Below are 25,959 nucleotides of genomic sequence, written 5' to 3'. Positions count from 1 at the left end.
GTGCCGCGACTTAAGCGTTCAACCGGCCCAGCGCTTGTTTGACTGCTTCGATGACACGCGTCCAATCGCCCGGCGCCGGCTGCACGAAAAGCCGTGCCCCCGGATACCAAGGCGTATCCTCTCGCCCGCGCATCCATCGCCATTCGGGCGGGTTGGACAATAAGATCCAAACCTCGCGGCCGAGCGCGCCGGCCAGATGCGCCACGGACGTATCGACCGCGATGACGAGATCGAGCGATGCCATCAACGCCGCCGTATCGGCGAAATCGGCGAAGTCGTCGTCGAATCGTTTGAGCGGTACACGGTCGAGCCATGCTTCGTCGTCTTCGCGAACGCCCTTCTGCAAGCTGATCCACTCGGCATCGACGTCGAACAGCGCCGACAGCGCTTGCAGCGAAAGCGAGCGGTTATGATCGTTGCGATGCTCGGGATTGCCGGACCACGCAATGCCGATTCGCAACCGGCGGCGCTCGCCCAGTACTTGCGACCATGCCTCGACGCGCTGCGGGTCGGCGTGCAGGTACGGCGTGCGCGCCGCCATGCGCAACGGATCGACGCGCAGTGCAAACGGCAAGCTCAGTAGCGGGCAGTGGTAGTCGAACGGCGGGAGCGGATCGCCGCGCATGATCACTTGCGCGGGAACGTCGAGCGAGGTCATCAGTTCGTGCAACGCCGGGGGAACTTCGAGTACGACCCGCGCCCCGAGCGCCGCCACGTCGTGCGCGAAACGGCAGAACTGAAGCGTGTCGCCAAACCCTTGCTCCGCGTGCAAAAGGATCGTCTTGCCCGCGAGCGGCTCGTCTCCACGCCATAGCGGTCGGGTGAAAGCGCGGTAGTGACGCGCAAGCGTCGCGTCTTTGAGACGCCACTCGTATTCGGGCCATCCACGCTCGAAGTCGCCCTGAGCCAGATAGAGCGATGCGCGCGCGAAATGCGCCTCGGCGTACTCGGGATCGATGGCGATCGCACGATCGTAGGCCGATAGCGCGCCGTCGTGGTCGCCCATCTCGTAGTCCAGATTTCCGCGATTGAACCAAGTCGTTGCATGATCGGGCCGAAGCTGCATGGCGCGATCGAACGACACGCGTGCCTCGTCGTAGCGATGCAGGTTCTGCAGCACGCTGCCGCGGTTCATCCACGCTTGAGCGAAGGCTTCGTTCAGCGCCAACGCGGCGTCGTAGTTGGCGAGCGAATCGTCGAAGCGCTTCAGATAGCGCAGCGCCGTGCCCTTGTTGCAGAGGACTTCGGCCGATTTCGGATCGATGGTCAGCGCTTGATCGTAGCTTGCAATCGCCGCGTCGTAGCGTTTCAGGTGAAGCAGCGTGTTGCCTCGGCACGCGAGCGCTCGCGCGTGGCGCGGGTCGATCGACAGAACGCGGTCGCAGCGCGCCATCGCTTCTTCGTTGCGCCCAAGACGTTCCAATACCACGGCGCTGTTATAGACGGCTTCGACGAACGCCGGATCGATCGCGATGGCTTCGTTGAACGCGGCGAGTGCCTCGGTCTCGCGTCCGAGTTCGAGCAGCGCTTGTCCGCGGGCCGAATGCATCGCCGCGTTGCCGGGACGAATCGCAATCGCGCGATCGAACGACTCCAATGCCGGGGCGCTTTGTTCGAGCTCGCGTAAAACGAGTCCGCGGTTGAACCACGATTCGAACGATCGAGGATCGACGACGAGCGCGCGATCGTAGGTATCGAGAGCTTCGCGATGCCGCCCCAGCGCACGCAGCGCGCTGCCGCGATTGCAAAGCGCGTCGAGCACGAGCGGCGACACCGCGAGCGCGCGATCGAACGAGGTCAGCGCGCGAGCGTACTGTTTGAGCCCAAGCAACGTATTGCCTTGGCGCACGAGCGTTTGGACATCGGTTTCGTCGAGACGCAGCGCCGCATCGAAATGTTCGAGCGCTTCGTTCGCGCGGCCATGATCGGCCAGCATCGCGCCAAGATCGGAGTGCATGCGCGCCGACGGCGCCAATTGCATCGCGCGCCGGAGCAGCGACTGCGCCTCTTCGAACGAGCCTTTCTGATAGCGCAGTACGCCGTAAAGATGGATGGCTTGAGCGTCGTGCGGCGTCTGCGCGAGCACGGCTTCGTATTCGCGCTCGGCCTCGTCGAGCCGACCCGCGGCATGCCAGTCTCTCGCACGCAGAAGCTTTGCGCCCGGCGCACGCTTGACTCCCGTCTCCGCGCTCTGCCCGCCCGCTCCCGTACCGGCTGAGAATTCGACGTCCATGTCCGCCTCTTCTTCATAGTATTCGGCCAGCCGCACTGCCCGGATCGAGATCGATCGACCGCCGGTAGCATCGGCCCTCGCGGCGAGACTACGGGTGCGCCGTAACAAACGTATGACGAAAGGTACACACCATTTTTTGGGGGGCTAGAGGAAGCCTTACGCCGCCGCTCGTGTACCGACCGTTACGTATTCACACACATCGCTACTGGCCGATGGGTATCGTGCGCACGAACTCGACAGGCGGGCTGCCCACTGTCACTGAAAAGCGAATGCCGCGCGGCAACGGCATGCCATGTGAAGTCACCGTGCCGACGCCGTGCTGTGCCAAATATTGAACGTATGCGGCCTCCACGGCGGTCTGATTCGATGTCCAGCCGCTCGGCGCGAGCCATACCGCAAACTGCATGGTGTCCGCGCGATCGCTTGCAACGACGCCCGCGAAATCGTCCATGTTGTGCAACGCATGATCGAGGTCGATCAGCGAATCGATCGGCGGCGACGCGCTCCGCAATAGTTGGTGCCCTTTCAACGCATACCGGACGATCTGTATTTCCGATTGCCCGGCATCGACGCCCAGGTGGCGGATCAGCACGAGTTCGTTCGGACGCATGCGTAGCGGCGGCCCGAAAACTTCGTCGGCCGTGACGATATTGAGCAGGTCGTATTGCAGTTGCGAAAAATACCGGCCAAGCAGCCGTGTTTCGCCGAGATTTTTGGCGATATCGTCGCGGCCCCGGATCGTCGAATCAAGGCCACGCCAAGAAAGCAGCGCGATGACCGCGAGCAGCGCGATCGCCACGAGCATCTCGATGAGCGTGAATCCTTGCGCGCGGCGCCGGCCGCGCGACTCAGTGCCGCGCTTCATCTTGAACGACCGTCACGAGTTCGGCGAGCACGCTGCGGCTTGCCGGCGACGCATAGACGGAAATCGACACTTGCCGAACCAGCGGGCTCGCCAGCGCGGTCACCGCCTGCCGGCAGACGAAGCGATACCGCCCTTGCGGGCAGTCGAACGTCGTGCGGCCAAGCTCGGGCCAAGCCGACGAAATGCGCAAGGTACTCAACGCGTTGTCCGCGCTCCACAGAGCGAGCAACCGCGCGCGGGCGAGTTCGGTGTCGTTCGCGAGTGCACCGACGGCCTTGAGCACGGCGCCGAGTGCAATCGCGACGATGGCCAGCGCGACAAGTACCTCGATCAGCGTAAAGCCGCGCGCGGGAACGCGTGGGGCCGCCGGTTGCGATGTCGTTCGCCGCGCAGCCGCCGTCATTGAACGGCTTTTGATTGTCATGGCGCCTCCGCGCTTCCCGATGACGATAAGCAATCGCCGTCACGCTAATCGGCCACCATTGCAAACGCGTGACGAATGTTGCGTAGCATCACGGCCGACCGTTTCGTCGAGTTCGATTTCCTTAGCCGTGAAGCGCCGCTTATTTCGCACTGCGCTCGCCACCGCCTAATGCTTGGGCGAATTCATCGATTAACGACGCCACCGCAGCCGGCGCTTCGAGCGGCGAGAGGTGACCGGTGCCGGGCAGCACTTCCATCCGCGCATGTTCGATGTAAGGCATCAACGCACGGCGCAGCGTATCGGGGGGATCGACGCGGTCATGCTCGCCCGCGATGACGAGAACGGGCACGTCGATCCGCTTGGCAGCCTCGGAAATATCCTCGCGCATCGCCGATTGCGGCCAGGCCGCTTTCGCCTGCGGCGCGCCCGCGAGGCTATCGGCGATAACCTGCTCGCGCAATGCAGACGAGAGCGTCCCCGCGGTCAAAACGTGGTCGACGACAGCCTCGACCGATTCCCGCGAGTCGTAGGCGTGCGCCATCTGGGTTCGCTGCTCGTCACTGACATCCATCGGCAACGGCGGCGACGGCGCCACGAGCACCACACCCGCGAGCCCCGGCGGACGGCGCGCCGCGACGCATTGCGCCACCTTGCCACCCATCGAATGGCCGACGAAGACATAATGCTCGAGACCGAGCTTGGCGATGACGGCTTGGGCGTCGTCGGCCAGATCGCCTATCGCATAGCCGTCGGCCGGCGCGTCCGATTCTCCCCAGCCACGGTGGTCGTACGCAACGGTTCGATAGCCGCCGCCCAACGTCTCGATCACGGGCCGCCACGTACGCGAGGAGCCGCCCCAATAGTGCAAAAAGACTAGCGCGACATTGCCCTCGCGGCCGTTGCCGCTCTCGCGCACGTGGATCCGTACGCCGTTCGAATCGATGTTCATATCTTCACTCCTCGACGATGTTAATCACCGGCAAGCCATACCGGTACAACCCAAGGAGTGATGTTAGGCAGAGATCGAAGTGTTGATAATCGGCCGTTTATGAGCGTCAGTCGATCGCAAAATGATCGAATCGTAGCGTGAGGGCGCAGGGCACGGTTGCAATCGAAGCTGTGTATCATTACGCGCTATCGCGATCCGCTGCTTCTCTACGTTTGGAATGCACATGACCACGCACGATGCGCCGATCGGCGTGTTCGACTCCGGGCTTGGCGGCCTTTCCGTCCTCGATGCGATGCGTTCGAGGCTGCCGAATGAATCGATGGTGTATATCGCCGATTCGGGCTATGCGCCCTACGGCGAAAAAACCGATGCATTCATCCGTCAGCGCAGCAAAGCGATTGCCGACTGGCTCGTGGCGCGCGGCGCGAAAGTGCTGGTCGTCGCCTGTAATACGGCGACCACGCATGCCATCCGTCACTTGCGCGACACGCTCTCGATTCCGATCGTCGGTGTCGAGCCCGGCATCAAGCCGGCGGCGCTCGCCACAGTCAGCGGCGTGGTGGGCGTCCTAGCGACGGCGGCCACGCTGCGCAGCGAACGGCTCAAGACTCTGATCGCCGAACACGAGACGCAATGCCGTTTCGTTTGCCAAGCCGGTCACGGGCTCGTCGAGCAAATCGAGCAAGGCAACCTGGCAGGCGCGGTCATCGACGATCTGCTCACACGCTACCTGGCACCGATGGCGCAGGCGGAAGCCGACACTGTCATCCTCGGCTCGACGCATTACGCGCTCCTGGCACCGTCGATCCGCCGCCTGTTCGGCGAGCGCTTTAGGCTGATCGAGACGGGCCCGGCGATCGCACGAAGAGTCGAAACGTTGTTGGCCGAACACGGGCTCGCCGCACGCGCTGATGTCACCGCGACCGGTGAGATCGAGTATTTTTCCACGGCGCAATCGGCCCACCAGCGCGAGGCATTGGTCGCGGTCGTCAGCGGTCTACGCGCGAGCGACATGCGACCCTCGGTGTCCTATGTCGAGATCGCGCATGCGGTGACCGAACCCCAGCACTAGCGAAGCGTCAGCGAGAGGGCGCGGCTCAATGCTCGCCCGCATCGAGTGGAATGACCCCCTGCTGATCGCCGGCCAGCAGCAATTGCGGCACTTGCGAGAAGGCCCATCCCGCGCCGCTCGCCGTACGATCGAACACCCACACCACGTCGAAACGGCCTTCGGGCCAGTGACGCGGATAAGGTCCCTTCGGCAAGATCGCTTCCGCGATCTTGGGAATGTTTTGGTGTTCCCACGATACGAGCACGACGCCGCCGGCTGCCATCGCGGCTGCCGCAAGCTTGTCCTCGTCCCCCTTCAGATACTGCGTATCGGTTTCGATCCCGAGTTTCGCCGAAAGCGGCGCGATCGTATGCTCTGGCCTCAAGCTCTCGCTATGCTTGCCGACGCCGGCCGCGAATAGATGCTGCGGCGTGGCGAGCGCGGTTCGGCATCCCTTCCCGGGGGGCGGATCGAACAGGCCGATCAGTGCGCCGGCCCGCTGCCAGCCTTGCACGATCAAGTCTTCCGCGTTCGCCGTGCCGTCCGGACCGACACCCGCTATGTTGCCGACCGGCTTCTCGGCGTGACGAACCAACATGATTTTAGTGGTCGACATGAGCCCTCCATCTGTCTTCTGGCAATAGCCGATCAGCGGCTGAACAGCTTGCGTTCTTTCTCGCGAATGTCGCCTGCCGTGTAATAGCGCGCCCACCATTTTTCGTCGTCGAGCTTCAAGCGCAGCGGTTGCTGGCTGGTCCCGGCTCGCTTCAAGGCGGCGGCGAAGGCGTAGTGATCGACAAGCCGGATACCCTCGATCGCGAATGCAGTGGCGATGGAACGATCGTAGATGGCCACGAGGTTATCGCCGTTCGACGTTTCACCGCCTTCCGCGAGGTTCGACGACCCGCCGAAGACGACCGGGTTCGTGCCGTTGAAGTCGACGACGACGAACTTATGATGAACGATATGGGCGGCAGGCCCCGTCACCTCGCGCTCCATCGAGAACGGCGGCGGAAACCGTTCAGGGTTCGCCTTCGAATAGACGAGCTCGCCGCCCTTCGACGTCGCCGTATAGACCGTCGTCCCATCGATCGTGTCGTCGGCGGGGCTCACCGAATCGGAAATTCCATACGAAAACACCTTCTGGTTCGTATGCAGTTGCGCGAGCGCTTTGAGCACCTGCCCCGTGCCGTTCAAATCCATGACCGCAAAGATCACCGAACTGTCGGCCCCGTCGATTGCTTTCAACAAGCGCCCGAGGCCGACCTGCGCGTCCCGATGCGGCGCGAACGACACCACGATAGGCGGCATTCCCGGTTGCTCGATTGGGAATTCGCGCATCGAAATGGGTTGTTCGTAGAAGTCCGCCGCCTGTAAGCCATCCTTGAGCGCGGTGTCGAACGCTTGCGCGTATTCGGCGGCCAGCGCGGCGTCGTCGAATATGAAGACATGGTTCGCGTTCACGTAAAGCCCCGTAATCGAATAATTCGTCGATCCGGTCAGCACCTTCTGCGCAACGCCGTCCACGCGCTTGATCAGCACTTTGTTGTGTTGATAGCGCTTGAACTTGCCGCGCTTGAAACCGCTTCGACTCGCCTCGGTCGCGGCCGATTGAATATCGGCGAACGCCTGCGCCGCGGCCGTGCCCGTTTCATGGAGCTTGGCATCGTCGGCCAGCATGCGCAGCTTGCCCATGCTCGCGAGTTTGATAAACGCCGTAACGATCGCAGGTTCGTTCAGGTCGTAGACGAACGCATCGACGCTCGCGCGCGGGTCTTCGTAGCACTCCGTCAGGAAGCCCTCGATCGCCGTGCGCGCATGCGCGCCGAGCCAAGCCCATTGCGTTTCGTACGGCGCCCAGTCGAACCTCCACTGACCGGCCGGCAGGCTCGGCTCGAACGGCTTATTGCCGAACTCGTCGGCATACGCCTGCGACGAAAGATAACCGCGCGTGAAGGCGACTTCGATCGCACCCGCGACGAATGGCCCGACGTCGAGGGTGACCTGCACCGTTTGATCGTCTTCCAACTGGGTGGACTTGCCTTGTACGAACCGTTTGACGACCACTTCGTAACAGAAGGCGCCCTGCACGTCGCCGGCCGGAAAATCGAGCCACCGAAATTTCTGGAAAGGCGCCGTATTGGACGGAAAAAACTTCCCGCCCCCGCTCGTGTAGTCGCCTTCGAACGACAGGCGATTGCCGAGCCAGGTCCATGCTCCGCCGTCCGCGGGTTTGCGGCGTATCGCAAAGCCCGCGAGGCGATCGGTCAAATGATCGGCGAGATCGAATGCGAGCATCGCGCAGCGATCGCCCGAATATGCTTTGACGGTAAATCCGCGCGATGAAGCCGTCGCGCTGAAAACGTTCCCCATCGCACCCCCGTTCCCGTTTCGAAAAAAACTGATGAAACCGGTGGAACGAGGATAGTACAAATCGATGGGGTCGAGCGTGAACCTTTGATAACGCTTTGAATGCGAGGACGGCGCCGCCGTCCCAGCCGATGTTATTGCGCCGTGTCCGCCGCCACCCACGTAAAGCCTAGCCCGCTGATCCCTTGCACTAGGCTCTGGAAATCCTGGAGGCCTGGCGTTTTTAGATCAGGTTCGAGCCAGAACGGATGGAAAAAGAACGAGGCGAAACCGTCACGCACGACCAGCGCGTATTGCGCGTTCGTATAGATGTCGTTCCAGGTATAGGAGAGGCACGAGAACGGATCGATGGAACAAATGTTGTACTCGATATTGCCGAGGTTTTCCGGAATGATCCGCTGTCCGTAATAATCGCTGTTGATGATGTACGGAAAGAATTGCCCGACTGAATAGTCGTGATTGGGCGCCGTCGAATTCAGATTCGGCGTGTCGGACGTGTAGTAGACCGCGCGCTGATAGGTGCTCTTGAACAGCGGCGGCACCGCTTTCATCGCGAGCGGCGACGATTGGTAATGCGGCGCCTCCCACGCGAACGGCGTATATCCGTTCGACGAGAACTCCTGGAGCCCCGCACTGAGACGGTTGCTCGCCCATTGCTGCGAGTCTTCGTCGACCGGCCGATTCTGCGTGGCAAGCCAAAACTCGTAATCGTTGCCGCTCACCGCGTTGTCGATGTTCGGCGTCGAATTGTACTGATGCGTATAGCCGTGCATGAGTACCTTTCCGCCGCGCGCCAGCGCGTAGTCCAACGACTGCTTCAGGCCCGTGGCTTGGCTGAGATGAATCGTCAACGCAACGCCGCCGTTGTACGCGCCCAGCGGATCTTCATAGAGCGGGATCGTCGCGATCGAAAACGGAATCTGCTTGCTGTAGAGGTAGTCGGTCAGCGACTTCATCGAGCTCGTCGTCGTCAGTGCATTGACGTCCTCGAGCCGTACGAGAGCGCGGTGCAAGACCGGTTGGTTGGTCCCGAGAATGTCGTGCAGCAAATCGCACAGCACGAGATACCGATCGCGCGGACCGATATACGAGAACGGCAAATCGGCGAAATACCAGAGGTTGCCCGCGCGCATGACGTAAGGCGCCTGCTCGCCTGTTTGGCTGTCTTTGATCGTCACGAGCGCGCTGGCTTTCGTCGCGTCGGCTACCGACGTGACACCGATGTCCGGATCCGCGCTGATCGTGCCCGTACTCGCGTTATAGGCGTAGTACTTGACCATGTTCATGTTCTTGTACACGACCGTATCGAAGAAATCCGGCGAAGGATTCGAACTGGACGGAGCGGCCGATAATCCGCGCAGCCCCGTGAACGTGAACCCATAACGCGCGCTGAAGCCGTAGCTCGAGTCCCAAGCAAGCTGCCAGAGGTTGTACTTGAACCACACGACGGTCTTGCTCGTTTTGGCCACGTCCGTCAAAAAAGCCGAAGGGATCGCGTTGTCGAAGTAACTGCCGAGGTAGAACGCGGCCTGGTAGTTCTCGACACTGCCGGCCGTATAGGTCGATACGGGCGCCAGCGTCACGTCCGTATTGAAATGCCCGAGCAAGTTGCGCAGCATGATGGCATAGGCAAACCCGAGCTTAGTGTAGGGATCGTTGGGCGGTGCGTCGTATAGAACGAGCACTTTCGCCGTCGTGGACTGCGCATACGCAGTACCGGACCATGGCGAGGTCATCAAGCCGATCGCCAATACGCATGCCAGGAAGAAACGTTTCATGACGGCCTCCCATTTATTTGCGGATGTATTCGCCGCTCGGCAAACGGTGCCGCCGCGTGTCGAAGCCTCGGGCCCGGCCCTTTCCTTGCTCGGTGGTCTCCCGGACGGAGCCGGGAATACCGGGCTCGATCTCGGTCACGACCGTGGGTCTGGGCGGGGGTGTCACATGACGATGTTCGGTTGCCACGGGGTTGTTCGGCGTCGGTGCGTCGGCCGCTTGGACGCCCGCGGTCAACGCAAGAGCGCAAATGGCCGGCATCGCATGAATAGCGAGTTGACTGACTTTCACGAAAGGCTCCGATGGATGGCACGATCGAAGGCGCGCGTCGAACCCGCGCGATAGACGCGCACGTTCGAACAACGCACTGGGGGCCGCACGCGCAATGGGGGATTGCGCGACTTAAGCCGATCGTAATGCTTGCGCGCGAAACTTAATGTGCGCGCAAGCACAAAGCGTTCGGAGCGCTCGGCGTCAATACGCCGCGCGATAGATGGCCAACGCGTCGGCTTCGGTCACGGGCCTGGGGTTGTTGACCAGCAGCCGCTGCTGAAGCATCGCGTCCTTAGCCATGCGCTCCAATCCGTCGCTCGGAATGCCGACCTCGCGCAACGTCGAGGCGATATGTGTCTCGGCGATCAGATGCTCGATATGCTCGATGAACGCAGCGGTTTTTTCTTCCTGCGTACCCGCCGCGCCGGGTACGATCGCCGTTGCCAATTGCGCATAAAGCGGCGCAGCCACCGGCGCGTTGAACTTCAAAACGTGGGGCAACACGAGCGCGTTCGATAGGCCGTGCGGCACGTGATAGATGCCGCCGATCGGATAAGCGAGCGCGTGCACGGCCGCAACGGGCGCATTGGCGAATGCCTGCCCCGCGAACGTCGCCCCGAGCAGCATCGCTTCGCGTGCCGCGCGGTCCTGACCATCGCGGCATGCGCTCAATAGATGGCTCGACAACAGTTGCAACGCGCGGACGGCCAGCATGTCGGAAATCGGGTTCTTCAAGCGGGCCGACGTGTACGCTTCGATCGCGTGCACCATCGCATCGATGCCGGTCGCCGCCGTGACCGGAGAGGGGAGCCCCAACGTCAGCTCAGCATCGAGAATCGCGAGATCGGCGATCAGTTGCGGCGCCACGACGCCCATCTTGGTCGCATCGCCAACGGTCACGATGGATACGGCCGTGACCTCGGAACCCGTGCCCGCCGTCGTCGGAATTTGCACGAGGGGCGTACGCGCGCCTTCGACGCGATTGACGCCATACATCTCGCCGAGCGTCTGCCGCGAGTCGAGCAATACGGCAATGAGCTTGGCCACGTCCATCGACGATCCGCCGCCGAGCCCGACGACGATCTGCGCCCGTGCCTCGCGCGCGGCGCCGGCTGCCTCGAGCACCACGTGTTCGGGAGGATCCGCCACGACCTGATCGAGCACCGTGACGTGCCACCCGTTCGCCGACAAATCGGCGAGCGCGGGGGCAAGCAGGCCGCTGCGATGAAGGAAACCGTCGGTCACGAGACACGCGCGCTCGAGCGTGGGATAGCGCTCGCGCAACAACGCGCCCAGGCGCCGCGCGGTGCCGAACTCCACGACGAGCGTAGGAACGGTTTGAAAACGAAATGCGTCGGCCATGGATCGTCTCCGTCGAAGGTTCGGTTCGCGTATCGCTTTAGCCAGGCATTGTATGCCTGGCGCGCACGACGATAGGAGAGCCGAGCATCGGCATCGCTTCGACCAAAGAGCCGAACGATAGCGAGGGTTAGTTCCGGTCGTAAGGGGCGCGCCCCTTGTGCTATGCTGGCGGACACTTCACGGCCGGGACCGGCGCGAAGCTGACACCATCCCCACCCTATGGACTATCGACATCTCAAGAACCGCAAGAGCATGCACGCGCGGATCGTGCAGGAACTCGGCACCGAGATCGTCAGCGGCAAGTTCGCACCCGGCGACAGGCTGCCGCCCGAACCCACGCTTTGCGAATCTTATGGCGTAAGCCGCCCCGTATTGCGGGAGGCCACGCGCGTGCTCGTCGCGAAAGGGCTCGTCGTCTCGAAGCCGCGCGTCGGCAGCGTCGTCCGGCCGCGCGAAGAATGGCACATGTTGGATCCCGACGTGCTGTTTTGGACGATCAGCGTGACGCCCGAAGGCGAATTCTTCCGCTCATTGCTGACGGTACGCCGCATCATCGAGCCCGCGGCTGCGGCACTTGCGGCGACGAACGCAACCGAAGAGGACGTCGCCCGCATTCGCCGGGCCTACGAATGCATGGAAGGCGCGCAGACGTCGGACGCCCTGCTCGAGCCCGATCTCGAGTTTCACCGCGCGGTGATGGCCGCCACGCATAACGACATGCTCGCATTTATCGGCAACATGATGTCGATGGCCTTGAGCGAGTCGATCAAGCTAACGAGCCGTCATCCCGATACGCATGCGCTCTCGCTGCCGCGGCATAAGGCAATATTGACCGCGATAGAACATCGCGACCCGCTCGGTGCCCGTCAAGCCAGCCTCGTTCAGTTGGAAAACGCGAAAGCCGATGCCGAGACGATTCTCGTCATCGGCGGGCGAGCCGATCGATAATCGGGCGAGTTCGCCCGATTTCACTCCCGATTCCACTCGGTAAGCACGGCGCCCGAAGCGCCGTGCGTCTATCAATCCAGCCTTAGTGCGAATGCGGCGGCACTTCCGCCCCACGGCATCCGACGAGGAAATCGAAATCGCATCCCTCGTCCGCTTGCAAGACATGGTCGACGTAGAGGTTGCGATACCCGCTGAGATCGGCCGCGTTGGGCCGCGCATGCGTCTCCCGCCAATCGGCAAGACGACTCGCCAACTCTTCTTCGTCCACCTCCAAATGCAAGCGCCCCGCCTCGCAATCGAGTTCGATCCAATCGCCGTTGCGAACGACCGCTAGCGGGCCGCCCGCGCGTGCTTCAGGCGCGACGTGCAATACGACCGTTCCGTATGCGGTTCCGCTCATACGCGCATCGGAGATACGGACCATGTCCGTCACGCCTTGCGCGAGCAGCTTCGGCGGCAGGCCCATGTTGCCGACCTCGGCCATGCCCGGATAACCCTTCGGCCCGCAGTTTTTCATGACCAGGATCGAATCGGCCGTCACATCGAGTTCGGGATCGCCGATGCGCGCCTTGTAATCGTCGAAATTCTCGAACACGACTGCCCGCCCGCGGTGCTTGAGCAACGAAGCCGTCGCGGCCGACGGTTTGAGGACCGCGCCGCGCGGCGCGAGATTGCCACGCAGCACGCACAGGCCGCCGTCCGGTACCAGGGGTTTGTCGAGCGGACGAATCACTTCGTCGTTATAGATCGGCGCCTCCTTGCAGTTCTCCCACAGGGAATGCCCGTTGGCCGTCAAGGCGTCCGGATGCGGTAACAGCCCGGCCTCGCCCAACCGGCGCAACACCGCGGGCAACCCGCCCGCGTAATAGAACTCTTCCATGAGGAAGCGGCCAGACGGCTGCAAATCGACGAGCGTCGGCGTGCCGCGCCCGACGCGCGTCCAGTCGTCCAGTTCGAGCGAAACGCCGATGCGCCCCGCAATCGCCTTCAAGTGGATGGCGGCGTTCGTGGAGCCGCCGATCGCCGCGTTGGCCCGAATCGCATTCTCGAACGCCTCGCGCGTCAAGAGCTTGGAGAGCCGCAAATCCTGCAACGCCATTTCGACGATACGCATGCCCGACAAATGCGCGAGCACGTACCGCCGCGAATCGACGGCGGGAATCGCCGCGTTGTGCGGCAACGTCACGCCGAGCGCTTCGGCCATGCACGCCATCGTCGAAGCTGTGCCCATCGTGTTGCACGTGCCCGCCGAGCGCGACATGCCGGCCTCGGCCGCCATGAACTGGTGCAGCGTGATCTGTCCGGCTTTGACCTGCTCGCTCAGTTTCCAGACGACCGTGCCCGAGCCGATATCGCGCCCTTCATGCTTACCGTTGAGCATGGGACCACCGCTGACGACGATCGCCGGCACGTCGCAACTGGCCGCTCCCATCAACAGGGCCGGGGTAGTCTTGTCGCAGCCGGCCAACAACACGACGGCATCGATCGGATTGCCCCGAATCGATTCCTCGACGTCCATGCTGGCCAGGTTGCGCGTGAACATGGCCGTCGGGCGCAGGTTCGATTCGCCGTTCGAGAACACGGGAAACTCGACCGGAAACCCGCCCGCCTCGAACACGCCGCGTTTGACGTGCTCGGCCAGCTTGCGGAAGTGCGCATTGCAGGGCGTGAGCTCCGACCAGGTGTTGCAGATGCCGATGATCGGCTTGCCTTCGAATTCATGATCGGGGATGCCTTGGTTCTTCATCCAACTGCGGTACATGAAGCCGTTCTTGTCGGCTGTGCCGAACCATTGGGCGGAGCGAAGCTTAGCGGGTTTGTCTGTCATTGCTCGTTGCCTGCATTAAGCAGATATAGTAAAACGATTGAAGTCGCCGCCCGCTAGACCGTCGATCAGCGCAGGATGACTTTTCGCATCCGTTTTGTCGCGGCGATTTCCCACATATTGGCACAATCTTACGCCTTTCCAACTGCTTTTGGCCAGATTGCCGATAGAAATAGCATGACTATTGGACCGAAGTAGCTGGGGAAAACGCTAATCGTCGTCGATGTCGCTGATGCCTATAGTTTGGCTATTTAGAAATGAGGCGCGTTCAACGCGAGCGGCGGGCCGTTCCGGCGCGCGGGGCCATAACAAAGTAGTTCGTTCGACGCAGCAAAACCAAGCACGCACCAAAGACAAATGGAGACAAGCATGGGACGTACGGTACGGTTGGCACGGAACGCATTATTCGGATTGACACTTGCCATGTCGGTCGTTGCGCAGAGCCACGCGCAAGACAAAATCACCCTCGGCTTCGCGCAGGTCGGCGCGGAAAGTGCTTGGCGTACCGCGAATACGGTATCGGTGAAGGAAGCGGCGAAGGACGCCGGCATCAACCTGAAATTCGCCGACGCTCAGCAAAAGCAAGAGAACCAGATTCGCGCGATTCGTTCGTACATCGCGCAAAAGGTCAACGTCATCGCCTTCTCGCCTGTCGTCGAATCGGGCTGGGAGCCGGTGCTGACGGAAGCGAAAAAGGCGGGAATCCCCGTGATCCTGACCGACCGCAACATCGATGTGAAGGATCAATCGCTGTACGTGACGATGATCGGCTCGGACTTCCTCGAAGAAGGCCGCCGCGCGGGCCGTTGGCTCGAAGAGGAATATAAGAACAACGCCGGCCCGATCAACATCGCCGAACTGCAAGGCACGGTGGGTTCGGCTCCGGCGAACGACCGCCATGCGGGCCTGATGGAAATCATCAAGAACGATCCGAAGTTCAAGATCATCGCCTCGCAAAGCGGCGACTTCACGCTGGCCGGCGGCAAGCAAGTCATGGAAGCGTTCGCGAAAACCTACGGCAAGCAAATCAACGTCGTCTACGCCCATAACGACGACATGGCGCTCGGCGCGATCCAGGCGATGGAAGAAGCGGGCATGAAGCCGGGCACCGACGTCAAGGTGGTCTCTTTCGACGCGACCAAGGGTGGCTTCCAAGCGATGATCGCGGGCAAGATCAATGTCGACGTGGAATGCAGCCCGCTGCTCGGACCGCAATTGATGAGCGCCGTCAAGGACGTCGTCGCCGGCAAGACGCTGCCCAAGCGCATCGTCACGAAGGAAACGGTGTTCCCCGAAAACGTGGCGGCGCAAGTGCTGCCCTCGCGTAAGTATTGATCGGCGCGCGCTAAGCGAGTAATGCCCATGACCGGCCCTCTCGTACTCGAAACGCTTGGCTTGACGAAGTCGTTTCCCGGCGTGCATGCGCTCAGAAGCGTGGACTTTCGTCTGTTCGCCGGCGAAGTTCATACGCTGATGGGCCAGAACGGCGCGGGTAAATCGACGTTGATCAACGTGTTGACGGGCGTTCATGCGCACGACGCGGGCGAGATCCGCGTCGATGGGCGCCCAGTGCGTTTCGCCGCGCCGCTCGAAGCCGAGGCGGCCGGTATTCGCACGCTGTACCAGGAAGTCAACCTCTGCCCCAACCTCTCGGTCGCCGAGAACATCTTTGCGGGCCGCCAACCGCGGCGCCGCGGCGCGATCGATTGGAAGGCCATTCATGCGGGCGCGCGCGATGCGCTCGCGCAGTTGAATTTATCGCTCGACGTCACGCAATCGCTCGATACGTATCCGATCGCCGTGCAGCAAATGGTGGCAATCGCGCGGGCCGTGAGCGTGGAAGCGCGCGTGCTGATTCTCGACGAACCGACTTCGAGTCTCGACGATTCAGAAGTCGCCAAATTGTTCGAGGTTCTACGCAATTTGAAGGAGTCGGGCATCGCGATTCTGTTCGTCACTCACTTTCTCGAACAGACCTACGCGATTTCCGACCGCATCACCGTTATGCGCAACGGCGAACGCGAGGGCGAATATCTTGCCAAGGATCTGCCCGTCGACGAACTCGTGCACAAGATGGTCGGCAATGTTCCCGTCCCCGGCGAACGTTCGGCCGCCAAAGCGCAGAGCGATGCGGCGGCGGCCGGCCCCGCCGCGTCTCGCTTCGATATGCGCGGCGTGGGCCGTCGCGGCGCCGTGCAGCCGATCGATCTGACGCTGGAACCTGGGCGCATCGTGGGCCTGGCCGGGCTGCTCGGCTCGGGCCGCACGGAAACGGCGCGGCTTTTGTTCGGCGCCGATCGCGCGGATACCGGCACGATCACCGTTGACGACAAGCCCATCAAACTCGGCTCGCCGCGCCATGCGGTGCAACATGGCATCGCCTACTGCCCCGAGGATCGCAAGAAAGAGGGCATCGTCGGCGCGCTGTCCGTGCGCGAGAACATCGTGCTGGCGCTGCAGGCCCGCCGCGGCTGGTGGCGCCCACTCGGCCGCTCCAAAGAAAAGCGGATCGCCGAGCATTATGTGAAAGCGCTCGGCATCCGAACGCGCGATATCGAACAGCCGATCGAACTGCTGTCGGGCGGCAACCAACAGAAAGCCCTATTGGCTCGCTGGCTCGCGATCGATCCGAAAATGTTGATTCTCGACGAACCGACGCGCGGGATCGACGTAGCCGCCAAATTCGAAATCATGGATCGTGTGAGTAAGCTGTGCGAAAAGGGACTCGGCATCTTGCTGATCTCCTCCGAAATCGCCGAAGTGCTGCGCGTGAGCGACCGCATCGCCGTGCTGCGCGATCGCCGCAAGGTGGCCGAACTCTCGGGCGATGCGCTCGACGAGCAGGCCGTCTATCGGCTCATCGCGGGAGGCGGCGCATGAACACACGCTCGCTGCAAGCGATCGCGCGCCATCAGTTGGTCTGGCCCGCGCTTACGCTCATCGCGCTGTTCGCGCTCGACGTCGCCCATCGGCACGATTTCCTTGCGATATCCGTGTTGAATGGACACCTCTTCGGCGCCCCGATCGATATCCTGAACCGCGCCGCCCCGCTGATCGTCGTTTCGCTCGGCATGACGCTCGTGATCGCCACACGCGGCATCGATATCTCGGTCGGGACCGTCGTCGCGATCGCGGGCGCGACCGCCGCGATCATTCTCGCGGCCGACCCGAATCACGTCGGGCTCGCGCTCGGCGCGGCGCTCGGCGTGGGCTTGCTCGCCGGCGCCTGGAATGGACTGCTCGCCGCGCTCGTCGGCATGCAGCCCATTATCGCGACCTTGATCTTGATGGTGGCCGGCCGCGGCGTCGCGCAATTGCTCACGGGCGGCCAAATCATCCCCATCGGCGCACGCGGCTATCTGCGCCTGGGCGACGGCTTCATCGCCATGGTGCCCTGCGCCGTTTGGATCGCGGCCGCCGTGCTGATCGCCACGTCGCTGCTCGTCAATCGCACGGCGCTCGGGCTGCTCGTGCGCGCCATCGGCGTGAATCCCGTCGCGGCGCGGCTCGTGGGCGTGCGCTCGACGATGATCATGTTCGGCGTCTATGTGTTTTGCGGCTTGACGGCCGCGATCGCCGGCATCCTGACGAGCTCGAACGTGCGCAGCGCCGACGGCAACAACGCCGGCCTCTTGCTCGAGCTCGATGCGATTCTCGCCGTGACGCTCGGCGGCACGTCGCTGGCCGGCGGGCGGTTCTCGCTCGCCGGGACCGTTCTTGGCGCATTGATCATCCAAACGTTGACTTACACGACTTACTCGATCGGCGTCCCGCCGGAGGCCACGCTCGTGGTCAAGGCGATCGTCGTGCTGATCGTCTGCGTCATCCAATCGGAACGTGCCCGCGCGATGATCGCGGCCCTCGCCGCGAAACTGTCCCATTCTTCCACTCGCGTTCGGCCGGAGGTGCAATGAGCGCGTTCATCCGCCGTCTTCTCGATCCTCGCACGCTGCCGATCGTCGTCACCATCGCTCTGTTCGCCGCGCTGTTCGGCTTCGGCTCGTTCATGTACACGGGCTTCGGCTCGCTGCAAGTGTTGCTCGGCCTGCTCGTCGATAACTCGTTCTTGCTGATCGTCGCCATCGGCACGACGTTCGTCATCTTGTCGGGCGGAATCGATCTGTCGGTCGGGTCCGTCGTCGCGTTCACGACGATCGTCTGCGCCGTTCTCGGCGAACACTGGCACTGGCCGATCTGGGCCGTCGCGCCGGTCGTGCTGGTCATCGGCGCCGCGTACGGGGCCGCCATGGGCGCGTTGATTCATTATCTGCGGCTGCAACCGTTCATCGTGACGCTGGCCGGCATGTTCCTCGCACGCGGCGCATGCTTCTTGATCACGACGCAATCGATTACGATCACGCAGCCTTCGTTCCATGCCGTCGCCGAATACAACCTTCAGATCGGCAGCGGCCAATTGAACGCCGGCGCCATGATCGCCCTCGCAACGCTTGCGGTCGCCATCTACGTCGCGCATTTCACGCGGTTCGGGCGCAACGTTTATGCACTCGGCGGCAACGAGAAATCGGCGTTGCTGATGGGTTTGCCCGTTGCGCGTACCAAGGTGGGCGTCTATGCGCTGGGCGGCTTGTGTTCTGCGCTGGGCGGCCTGGTCTTCACGCTCTACGTGCTGTCGGGCTACGGCCTGCAGGGGCAAGGCATGGAGCTCGACGCGATCGCGGCCAGCGTCATCGGCGGCACGCTGTTGACGGGCGGCGTCGGCTACATCATCGGCTCGGTGTTCGGCGTGGGCGTGCTAGGCACGATCCAAACGCTGATCACGTTCGACGGCACGCTAAGTTCATGGTGGACGCGTATCGTCATCGGCGCCCTGCTCTGCGTTTTCTGCTTGTTGCAACGGGTGATCGAGCGGCAAGCCGCGCGCCGCAAGTCGAACGGCTCGGGGCTCGGCAGCACCGCCGTGCCGGACGATAGGGCAAAGCGCGGAGCCGGCGAGGAAGCGGCCGGGACCGCCTCGTTGGGCTTGCGCGCGCGCCTCGCGCGAGCACCCCGAACGCTTGGATAGTTTTTATTAGGAGCACGAATAGTGACCGCATCGACCCGCCCTTTTTCGGGCGTATTCCCTGTCGCGCCGACACCCTTTACCGAATCGGGCGATCTCGACCTCGACGGCCAGCGCCGCGTGCTCGATTGCATGATCGATCAGCGCGTGGACGGCATTTGCATTCTCGCGAACTACTCCGAGCAATTCTTGCTGACCGACGCCGAGCGCGACGTCTTGGTCGACCTGTGCTTGACGCACGTGGCCGGGCGCGTGCCCGTCATGGTGACGTGCAGCCACTTCAGCACGCAGATCGCGGCCGAACGCGCAAAGCGCGCGGCGGCCGCCGGTGCGAGCATCATCATGGTGATGCCGCCGTACCACGGCGCAACGTTGCGCGTGGACGACAACGCGATGTTCGACTTCTTCGCCCAAGTCGCGACGGCGGCGAACGTGCCCGTCATGATTCAAGACGCACCGCTCTCCGGCGTGGCGTTGAGCGTGCCGTTCCTCGTGCGCGTGGCCAATGAATTGCCGCTCGTGCGGTACTTCAAGATCGAAGTGCCGCAAGCCGCGGCCAAACTGCGCGCGTTGATCGCGGCGGGCGGCGCGGCGATCGAGGGACCGTTCGACGGCGAGGAAGCGATCACGCTGCTGCCCGATCTCGATGCCGGCGCCACGGGCACGATGTCGAGCGCATTGCTGCCCGATCTGATCCGCACCGTATTCGACGACTTCCGCGCCGGCCGGCGCGATGAAGCTCGGGCCGGCTACGCGCGCATCCTGCCGCTCATCAATTACGAAAACCGCCAATGCGGCTTGCGCGCGGCCAAGACGGTCATGATGGAAGGCGGCGTCATCAAGAGCGACGCGGTGCGTCGTCCGCTGGAGGCGCTCGCGCCGGCCACGCGCGCCGAGTTGCTCGAACTCGCGCGCGAAGCCAATCCGCTCGCGCTGCGCTGGGGCCGCTGAGCGCGGAGAGTGACCATGAAGAAGATTTCCATCGCGCTCGTCGGCATCGGCAAGATCGCCCGCGACCAGCACTTGCCCGCCATCGCCGCCGATCCGCGTTTCGAATTGGTCGCGTGCGCGAGCCGCAATGCGAGCGTCGAGGGCGTGCGCAACTACCCCACGCTCGAAGCGCTGCTCGAAGCGGAGCCCGGCATCGAAGCCGTGTCCCTCTGCGCCCCGCCGTTGCCGCGGTTCGCGCAAGCCCGCCTCGCCCTCGCGGCCGGTAAGCACGTCATGCTCGAAAAGCCGCCCGGCGCGTGCCTGAGCGAAGTGGGCGCACTCGAGGAAATGGCGCGCGCCGCCGGCCTCACGCTCTTCACGAGCTGGCATTCCCGGCATGCGCTCGGCGTCGAGGCGGCGCGGACCTGGCTTGCCTCGCAAGACATCCGCCACGTCCACGTGCGTTGGAAGGAGGATGTGCGCCGCTGGCATCCGGGCCAAGCGTGGATCTGGGAGCCGGGCGGACTCGGTGTCTTCGATCCCGGCATCAACGCGCTGTCGATCGTCACGCGTATCTTGCCGCGCGAAGTCGCGCTCGTTTCGTCGACGCTCAAGATTCCGTCCAATAAGCAAATGCCGATCGCGGCCGATCTCGAATTGACCGACACGGCCGGGGTACCCGTGCAGGTCGAATTCGACTGGCGGCACGGTCCGCAAGAACTGTGGGAAATCGACGTGCGCACGGCCGATGGCAGCCTGCTGCTTTCGCAAGGCGGCAATCGGCTCACGATCGACGATCGCGAGGTGGCATTGGGCTCCGTCCACGAGTACCCCTCGCTCTATAGCCATTGGCACGATCTGATCCGGCGCGGCGAACGCGATGTCGATGCGCGGCCGCTTACGATCGTCGCCGACGCCTTCTTACTCGGCAAACGGGAGATGGTCGAAGCGTTCGTCGAGTAACTCGCATTCGCGGTGCTTCGATTCGGCATCGGTGCCGGACACCGGGTCGAAGCGCGCCTGCGCCCTAACGGTTTCGACCAGTTTGCAGTCCTAATCGAATCGATAAGTTGGATTTTGTTTCACAACACGGTCTACGGTAGACCGACAAGAAGGAGACTAGTATGACCAGCAAGCTTCGCCGCTTTACGTTGCGTGCCGCCATGGCCGCCCTCCTGGCCGCCCCGCTCGCGGCCCCGCTCGGCGTCCACGCGGACGAGCCCTTGAAGATCGGCTTCCTCGTGAAGATGCCCGAGCAGGCATGGTTCATCAACGAGCAAAAGGCGGCCACGGCGCTCGGCAAGACTGAAGGATTCAGCGTCGTCAACATTGGCACGCCCGACGGTGAGCGCGTCCTGAACGCGATCGACAACCTCGGCGCGCAAGGCGCGAAGGGCTTCGTCATTTGCGCGCCCGACGTCCGACTCGGACCGGCGATTCAAGCACGCGCGAAGAAGTACAACATGAAGTTCGTGACGGTGGACGACCAACTCGTCGATTCGTCGGGCAAGCCGCTCGGCGGCGTGCCGCACCTCGGCATGTCCGCGTTCAAGATCGGCAACCAAGTCGGCCAGGCCATTTCCGACGAAATGAAGCGCCGCGGCTGGAACCCCGCCGAAGTCGGCGCGATCCGCATCTCCGACTACGAGCTGCCGACGGCTAAGCTGCGCACGGACGGCGCCACGCAAACGCTGCTCGCGAACGGCTTCAAGCAAGAGAACATCTTCGACGCACCGCAAAAGACGACCGATGACGAAGGCGGCTTCGTTGCCACCTCGCCCGTGCTGTCCAAGCACCCGAACATCAAGAAGTGGGTGATCTTCGCGCTGAACGAAGAGTCGGTGCTCGGCGGCGTGCGGGCGACGGAGCAGTTGCACATTCCGTCCTCGGACGTGATCGGCGTCGGCATCAACGGTGCGGGCGAAGCGTTCGCCGAGTTCCAGAAGAAGGAACCGACGGGCTTTTACGGCACGATCGCCGTGAGCTCGACGAACCATGGCAAGGACAGCACGGAGAACCTCGTTCAGTGGATCCGCGCGGGCAAGCAGCCGCCGGCGGACACGCAGACGACGGGCAAGCTGATGACGCGCCAAAACTGGCAAGACGTGCGTAAGGAACTGGGGATTTAAACGTCATGCATGACGCGAACGACAACGCTATCGTAGCGGCGGGCACGGGCACAGCGAGCCCACCGGATGCCGGTAAGGCCCCGCCGTATTTGCAGTTGGACGGCATTACCGTCAGTTTTCCCGGCGTCCTTGCGCTCGATCGTGTGTCGTTCGCGGTACGCGCCGGCGAGGTGCACGGCCTCATGGGCGAAAACGGCGCCGGCAAATCGACGTTGCTGAAAGTGCTCTCGGGCGTGAACGTACCGCAGTCGGGTACGTTGCTGCTCGGCGGAGTCGAGCAGCATTTCTCGGGGACGAAGGCCGCGATCGAAGCAGGCGTGGCCATCATCTATCAGGAACTGCATCTCGTCCCCGAACTCACCGTCGCGGAAAACCTCATGCTCGGCCAACTACCGAGCCGCATGGGCGTGCTCACGGAGCGCGCCTTGATCGAACGCGCCACCGAAACGCTGGACCGGCTCGGCGAGCGCATCGACCCGCGCGAGCAGGTCAAGAATCTCTCGATCGGTCAGCGACAAATGATCGAGATCGGAAAGGCGTTGATGCGCGACGCGCGCGTGATCGCCTTCGACGAGCCGACCAGTTCGCTGTCGGCCCGTGAAACGAAGCAACTGTTCAAGATCATCAACGGCCTGCGCCAAGAGGGCCGCGCGATCATCTACGTCACACACCGCATGGACGAAGTCTACGAACTGTGCGATCGCGTGACCGTGTTCCGCGACGGACGCTCGATCGAAACGTTCGAGGCCGTGGACGGTCTCGAGCGCGATCGCTTGATCAGTTCGATGGTGGGCCGCTCGATTCGCGATGTGTACGGCTACCGGGCCCGCCCCGTCGGCGATGTCCGCATCGAAGCGAAGGGCCTGCTCGGGCCGGGCCTATCGGAGCCCGCCTCGTTCAATGCGCGCCGGGGCGAAATCCTCGGCTTCTTCGGGCTGGTCGGCGCAGGCCGCTCGGAACTGATGAAGCTCGTCTGCGGGGCCGTGCGTCCGAGCGAAGGCGAGATTCAGTTGAACGGCCGCCGCATGCGTTTTTCGACGCCGCGCGACGCCGTGCGCGCCGGTATCGCGCTATGTCCGGAAGATCGCAAGAAAGAAGGCATCGTGGCGATTGCCTCGGTCTCCGACAATCTGAACATCAGCGCCCGGCGCCACTCCAGCTTGTCGCGCTGGCTCTTGAACGAAAAGCGCGAACGCGAGCTCACGAGCGAATATATCGAGAAGCTTTCGATCAAAACGCGCAACGGCGATACGGCAATCGGAACCCTCTCCGGCGGCAATCAGCAGAAGGTGATTTTGGCGCGCTGGCTGGCGGAGAAGATCGATGTGTTCGTCATGGACGAGCCGACGCGCGGCATCGACGTGGGCGCCCGCGCGCAGATTTACGAGTTGCTGTACGGACTGGCCGAAGCGGGCCGGACCGTGTTGCTCGTGTCCAGCGACTTGGCCGAAGTGATCGGCGTCGCGGACCGCATCGTCGTCATGAAGGAAGGCCGCATCGTGGGTGAGTTGCCCAAGGCCGAGGCGAGTCCCGATCAATTGATCAAGCTCGCGCTGCCTCAATGACCACGCCGATTTCCCCGCAGCACTGATTTTTTGGCCGCGCCGGCTAGCGCGGCAACGAACGAGAACGGATCATGCAACAACCTCAAACCCTATCGCAACCGGCGCCGCGCGGCGCTGCAGCCTACGCGGCCAAGACCTGGCGCATGCTCAACAAATCCGGCATCGTCATGGTGTTCGCGATTTTGTTCATCGCCCTTTGCTTCACCGTGCCCGACTTCCTGACGAGCCGCAACATGCAGGGGTTGCTGTTGTCGGTGACGCTGATCGGCTCGATCGCGGTCACGATGATGTTCGTGCTCGCGCTCGGCGAGGTCGATTTGTCCGTGGCGTCGATCGTAGCGCTGTCGGGCGTGGTCGCATCGACGCTCATTACCGCGACGCATAGCGTCTTGCTGGGCGTGACCGCAGGTGTGTTGGCGGGCGGCCTGGTGGGTCTCGTCAACGGCGTGCTGGTGGCGCGTTATCGCATCAACTCGTTGATCGTGACGCTGGCGATGATGGAAGTCGTGCGCGGCTTGGCCTTCATCGTCTCGAACGGCGACGCGGTCATGATCTCCGAGGAACGCTTCTTCGACCTCGGCGGAGGCTCGTTCCTCGGCATTTCCTACCCGATTTGGAGCAACATCGTCGGCTTCGTCGTGTTCGGCTTCATTTTGCGCAAGACCGTGTTTGGCAAGAACGTGCTCGCCGTCGGCGGCAACGGCGAGGCGGCCTTGCTGGCTGGCCTACCGGTCACGCGCATCAAGATTCTCGTGTTCGTGCTGCAAGGCCTCGTGACGGGCTTCGCAGGCGTGATGCTCGCATCGCGGATGAGCCTCGGCGATCCGAAAACGTCCGTCGGCCTTGAACTCGGCGTGATCTCGGCGTGCGTATTGGGCGGCGTGTCGCTCACAGGCGGCGTGGCGACGATCTCGGGCGTGCTCGTGGGCGTGCTGATCATGGGATCGGTGCAAGACGCGATGAGCCTGCTCAACGTACCGACGTTCTATCAGTATTTGATTCGCGGCGGCATCTTGTTGCTCGCAGTCTTCTTCGACCACATCCGCCGCTCGCGCAGCGTGCGGTAACGCTGCGCGTTCTCGAAATCGACTCAACGGCGTACCGGGCGCACCCTCGCCCGGACGCCTTGTCCTTTGAGGAAGTCCCGCGGTCCTGTCTGATCTGCGGTTTGGCCGAGCTTTCGCGTTCGGCCTTTTTTCTTTTCAGGCGCCGCGAACGCGATCGATTCGCCTATTGCGCGAGCGCCGTCGCGCCCGCGTCCTTCGACAGATCGAAGGCGAAAGGCTGAAACAGTTGGAAGCGCTGCTCGGTGTCGGAGCATTCGGTGCCTTCGGCCGCCCTCATTGCCGCCGCATCGAACGACGCGTTGCCGCTCGATTCGATCAACGTCAATTGCTTGACGACGTGCGGCGGGAAGATCGTGATGCGAACAGTGACGGAGCCCGTTTGATGACGCTGCTGCGCTTCGCCCGGATACTCGGGACGCGGGACCTGGCAAGTGATCTGCTGTTCGCCCACCGCCTTGGTGATCGTTTGTGTCTGCGCAGGCGCCGAGGGCGATGAGGGCGATGAGGAGATGGCGGCGGGTACCGCAAGTATCGTAGGTATCGCGGGGATGCCGGGCGCCGCCGGTGCAGCGCCAGTTTGAACGACCGCGGCCGCGAGCACTTGCGCCTGGGACCGCGTCATCGGAGGCGTAATCGCTTGAGATGCACAGACAGGTTCGCGCACGCCATGCCGCAGTTGGACAGGACATTGGCTGGACGATGCAGGAGCCCGGCTGTCGGCGATATCGCCGGCGCGGCCGGCACCGGCATAACCAGCCAGAATCAAGGTTCCGAGGACACACGCAGTCTTTTTCATGTTTTATCGAGCACTTTTAGATTCAGGTAGTGTTTGGCAAATGGACCGACGGCTGGCCCTCTCACCCGCCTTTAACGGCGCCCCAGGGAGACTCTTGAGGAAGTCGCAAATCAAAACGCCCCCTCGCCAATGGGCAAGCGATCAGGCACGTGTGATCGAGGGTTTCGAGAGGTTCAGTTATAGCGGCTTGCGGACGATTGCATCCTGCACAAGCTCGTTTGTTTCGAACATGGCCTTGTCCATGTTCTGCGAATACCGCTCGATTCGCTGAATTGTCTCGACTATATGTCGGTGTTTGTCAACGTAGTTGTCGCGTCGCTTCACGCGCACTGCTTTAATTCGGCTCGGGGCATACGCTCCGGATTGAGCCAGACTT

22 protein-coding genes and 1 pseudogene are annotated in these 25,959 nt (G+C 62.8%); 11 read left to right on the top strand and 12 right to left on the bottom strand.

Annotated features, from left to right (window positions below; all coding sequences use genetic code 11):
* Positions 1-10: 10 nt before the first annotated feature.
* From DXT59_RS24085 to DXT59_RS24070, 4 genes are all read right to left on the bottom strand, one after another.
* On the bottom strand, positions 11-2,233 hold the full coding sequence (locus tag DXT59_RS24085; RefSeq protein WP_116140099.1) for a tetratricopeptide repeat protein: 2,223 nt from the start codon (positions 2,231-2,233) through the stop codon (positions 11-13).
* 202 nt (positions 2,234-2,435) lie between these two features.
* Positions 2,436-3,098, bottom strand: coding sequence for a PulJ/GspJ family protein (locus DXT59_RS24080; RefSeq protein WP_116139941.1), 663 nt, complete (start codon positions 3,096-3,098; stop codon positions 2,436-2,438).
* Positions 3,082-3,522 (bottom strand): type II secretion system minor pseudopilin GspI, encoded by a 441-nt coding sequence (gene gspI, locus DXT59_RS24075; RefSeq protein WP_116140097.1) that lies wholly within the window; start codon positions 3,520-3,522, stop codon positions 3,082-3,084. Before gspI ends, DXT59_RS24080 begins: the two co-directional genes overlap by 17 nt.
* A 139-nt stretch (positions 3,523-3,661) precedes the next feature.
* Entirely contained in the window at positions 3,662-4,471 is an 810-nt protein-coding gene (locus DXT59_RS24070) for an alpha/beta fold hydrolase (protein ID WP_116139939.1), read from the bottom strand.
* A gap of 223 nt (positions 4,472-4,694) precedes the next feature.
* Between DXT59_RS24070 and murI the strand changes: the two genes are divergently transcribed.
* Positions 4,695-5,543, top strand: a complete 849-nt coding sequence (murI, locus tag DXT59_RS24065; protein ID WP_240324646.1) for a glutamate racemase — start codon at positions 4,695-4,697, stop codon at positions 5,541-5,543.
* Between the two features lie 25 nt (positions 5,544-5,568).
* Here the strand turns inward: murI and DXT59_RS24060 are convergent, their stop codons facing one another.
* The 5 genes from DXT59_RS24060 to DXT59_RS24040 form a co-directional block, all read right to left on the bottom strand.
* Positions 5,569-6,138 carry a hypothetical protein gene (locus DXT59_RS24060; protein WP_116139934.1) on the bottom strand — a complete coding sequence of 190 codons (570 nt, stop codon included), beginning with the start codon at positions 6,136-6,138 and terminating at the stop codon, positions 5,569-5,571.
* Between the two features lie 32 nt (positions 6,139-6,170).
* Positions 6,171-7,895, bottom strand: a complete 1,725-nt coding sequence (locus tag DXT59_RS24055; protein WP_116139932.1) for a phospholipase D-like domain-containing protein — start codon at positions 7,893-7,895, stop codon at positions 6,171-6,173.
* A 131-nt stretch (positions 7,896-8,026) separates the two neighbouring features.
* Positions 8,027-9,670, bottom strand: a complete 1,644-nt coding sequence (locus tag DXT59_RS24050) for a DUF2334 domain-containing protein (RefSeq protein WP_116139930.1) — start codon at positions 9,668-9,670, stop codon at positions 8,027-8,029.
* A gap of 13 nt (positions 9,671-9,683) precedes the next feature.
* Positions 9,684-9,959 carry a hypothetical protein gene (locus tag DXT59_RS24045; protein WP_162878227.1) on the bottom strand — a complete coding sequence of 92 codons (276 nt, stop codon included), beginning with the start codon at positions 9,957-9,959 and terminating at the stop codon, positions 9,684-9,686.
* A gap of 183 nt (positions 9,960-10,142) precedes the next feature.
* Entirely contained in the window at positions 10,143-11,303 is a 1,161-nt protein-coding gene (locus DXT59_RS24040) for an iron-containing alcohol dehydrogenase (RefSeq protein WP_116139925.1), read from the bottom strand.
* Between the two features lie 219 nt (positions 11,304-11,522).
* Between DXT59_RS24040 and DXT59_RS24035 the strand changes: the two genes are divergently transcribed.
* Entirely contained in the window at positions 11,523-12,251 is a 729-nt protein-coding gene (locus DXT59_RS24035) for a FadR/GntR family transcriptional regulator (RefSeq protein ID WP_116139923.1), read from the top strand.
* An 82-nt stretch (positions 12,252-12,333) separates the two neighbouring features.
* Here the strand turns inward: DXT59_RS24035 and DXT59_RS24030 are convergent, their stop codons facing one another.
* Positions 12,334-14,079, bottom strand: coding sequence for an IlvD/Edd family dehydratase (locus DXT59_RS24030; RefSeq protein WP_116139921.1), 1,746 nt, complete (start codon positions 14,077-14,079; stop codon positions 12,334-12,336).
* A gap of 420 nt (positions 14,080-14,499) precedes the next feature.
* Between DXT59_RS24030 and DXT59_RS24025 the strand changes: the two genes are divergently transcribed.
* From DXT59_RS24025 to araH, 9 genes are all read left to right on the top strand, one after another.
* The gene (locus DXT59_RS24025; protein WP_240324657.1) at positions 14,500-15,411 is read left to right on the top strand and encodes an ABC transporter substrate-binding protein; all 912 of its coding nucleotides are present in this window, start codon (positions 14,500-14,502) and stop codon (positions 15,409-15,411) included.
* A 27-nt stretch (positions 15,412-15,438) separates the two neighbouring features.
* Complete coding sequence (locus DXT59_RS24020; RefSeq protein ID WP_116139919.1) at positions 15,439-16,956, top strand: sugar ABC transporter ATP-binding protein; 1,518 nt, start codon at positions 15,439-15,441, stop codon at positions 16,954-16,956.
* Positions 16,953-17,990, top strand: a complete 1,038-nt coding sequence (locus DXT59_RS24015) for an ABC transporter permease (RefSeq protein WP_116139916.1) — start codon at positions 16,953-16,955, stop codon at positions 17,988-17,990. Before DXT59_RS24020 ends, DXT59_RS24015 begins: the two co-directional genes overlap by 4 nt.
* A complete protein-coding gene (yjfF, locus tag DXT59_RS24010; protein ID WP_116139914.1) occupies positions 17,987-19,099 on the top strand; it encodes a galactofuranose ABC transporter, permease protein YjfF in 1,113 nt (370 codons plus the stop codon). Before DXT59_RS24015 ends, yjfF begins: the two co-directional genes overlap by 4 nt.
* Before the next feature lie 18 nt (positions 19,100-19,117).
* On the top strand, positions 19,118-20,047 hold the full coding sequence (locus tag DXT59_RS24005; protein ID WP_420823425.1) for a dihydrodipicolinate synthase family protein: 930 nt from the start codon (positions 19,118-19,120) through the stop codon (positions 20,045-20,047).
* 15 nt (positions 20,048-20,062) lie between these two features.
* On the top strand, positions 20,063-20,989 hold the full coding sequence (locus tag DXT59_RS24000; protein ID WP_116139910.1) for a Gfo/Idh/MocA family protein: 927 nt from the start codon (positions 20,063-20,065) through the stop codon (positions 20,987-20,989).
* A 161-nt stretch (positions 20,990-21,150) separates the two neighbouring features.
* Entirely contained in the window at positions 21,151-22,155 is a 1,005-nt protein-coding gene (locus tag DXT59_RS23995; RefSeq protein WP_116139908.1) for an arabinose ABC transporter substrate-binding protein, read from the top strand.
* A 5-nt stretch (positions 22,156-22,160) separates the two neighbouring features.
* A complete protein-coding gene (gene araG, locus DXT59_RS23990) occupies positions 22,161-23,720 on the top strand; it encodes an L-arabinose ABC transporter ATP-binding protein AraG (RefSeq protein ID WP_116139906.1) in 1,560 nt (519 codons plus the stop codon).
* Between the two features lie 71 nt (positions 23,721-23,791).
* Positions 23,792-24,787: an L-arabinose ABC transporter permease AraH gene (araH, locus tag DXT59_RS23985; RefSeq protein WP_116139904.1), complete on the top strand. Its 996-nt coding sequence runs from the start codon at positions 23,792-23,794 to the stop codon at positions 24,785-24,787.
* 163 nt (positions 24,788-24,950) lie between these two features.
* Here the strand turns inward: araH and DXT59_RS23980 are convergent, their stop codons facing one another.
* Positions 24,951-25,409: an energy transducer TonB gene (locus DXT59_RS23980; protein WP_162878226.1), complete on the bottom strand. Its 459-nt coding sequence runs from the start codon at positions 25,407-25,409 to the stop codon at positions 24,951-24,953.
* Between the two features lie 351 nt (positions 25,410-25,760).
* Positions 25,761-25,959, bottom strand: a pseudogene (locus tag DXT59_RS31000) (hypothetical protein); the annotation flags it as partial.

The organism is Trinickia diaoshuihuensis, assembly GCF_003390925.1.
Lineage (GTDB): Bacteria > Pseudomonadota > Gammaproteobacteria > Burkholderiales > Burkholderiaceae > Trinickia > Trinickia diaoshuihuensis.
Note: the sequence above shows the minus strand (reverse complement) of the source record. Positions and strands in the feature narration are given on the sequence as shown.

Coding starts and splice junctions, on each gene's coding strand:
- yjfF (WP_116139914.1), top strand. CDS start 17,987: ATGAGCGCGTTCATCCGCCGTCTTCTCGATCCTCGCACGCTGCCGATC.
- DXT59_RS24030 (WP_116139921.1), bottom strand. CDS start 14,079: ATGACAGACAAACCCGCTAAGCTTCGCTCCGCCCAATGGTTCGGCACA.
- DXT59_RS24055 (WP_116139932.1), bottom strand. CDS start 7,895: ATGGGGAACGTTTTCAGCGCGACGGCTTCATCGCGCGGATTTACCGTC.
- DXT59_RS24015 (WP_116139916.1), top strand. CDS start 16,953: ATGAACACACGCTCGCTGCAAGCGATCGCGCGCCATCAGTTGGTCTGG.
- DXT59_RS23995 (WP_116139908.1), top strand. CDS start 21,151: ATGACCAGCAAGCTTCGCCGCTTTACGTTGCGTGCCGCCATGGCCGCC.
- DXT59_RS24080 (WP_116139941.1), bottom strand. CDS start 3,098: ATGAAGCGCGGCACTGAGTCGCGCGGCCGGCGCCGCGCGCAAGGATTC.
- DXT59_RS24060 (WP_116139934.1), bottom strand. CDS start 6,138: ATGTCGACCACTAAAATCATGTTGGTTCGTCACGCCGAGAAGCCGGTC.
- DXT59_RS24000 (WP_116139910.1), top strand. CDS start 20,063: ATGAAGAAGATTTCCATCGCGCTCGTCGGCATCGGCAAGATCGCCCGC.
- araG (WP_116139906.1), top strand. CDS start 22,161: ATGCATGACGCGAACGACAACGCTATCGTAGCGGCGGGCACGGGCACA.
- murI (WP_240324646.1), top strand. CDS start 4,695: ATGACCACGCACGATGCGCCGATCGGCGTGTTCGACTCCGGGCTTGGC.
- DXT59_RS24085 (WP_116140099.1), bottom strand. CDS start 2,233: ATGGACGTCGAATTCTCAGCCGGTACGGGAGCGGGCGGGCAGAGCGCG.
- gspI (WP_116140097.1), bottom strand. CDS start 3,522: ATGACAATCAAAAGCCGTTCAATGACGGCGGCTGCGCGGCGAACGACA.
- DXT59_RS23980 (WP_162878226.1), bottom strand. CDS start 25,409: ATGACGCGGTCCCAGGCGCAAGTGCTCGCGGCCGCGGTCGTTCAAACT.
- DXT59_RS24050 (WP_116139930.1), bottom strand. CDS start 9,670: ATGAAACGTTTCTTCCTGGCATGCGTATTGGCGATCGGCTTGATGACC.
- DXT59_RS24040 (WP_116139925.1), bottom strand. CDS start 11,303: ATGGCCGACGCATTTCGTTTTCAAACCGTTCCTACGCTCGTCGTGGAG.
- DXT59_RS24070 (WP_116139939.1), bottom strand. CDS start 4,471: ATGAACATCGATTCGAACGGCGTACGGATCCACGTGCGCGAGAGCGGC.
- araH (WP_116139904.1), top strand. CDS start 23,792: ATGCAACAACCTCAAACCCTATCGCAACCGGCGCCGCGCGGCGCTGCA.
- DXT59_RS24020 (WP_116139919.1), top strand. CDS start 15,439: ATGACCGGCCCTCTCGTACTCGAAACGCTTGGCTTGACGAAGTCGTTT.
- DXT59_RS24025 (WP_240324657.1), top strand. CDS start 14,500: ATGTCGGTCGTTGCGCAGAGCCACGCGCAAGACAAAATCACCCTCGGC.
- DXT59_RS24035 (WP_116139923.1), top strand. CDS start 11,523: ATGGACTATCGACATCTCAAGAACCGCAAGAGCATGCACGCGCGGATC.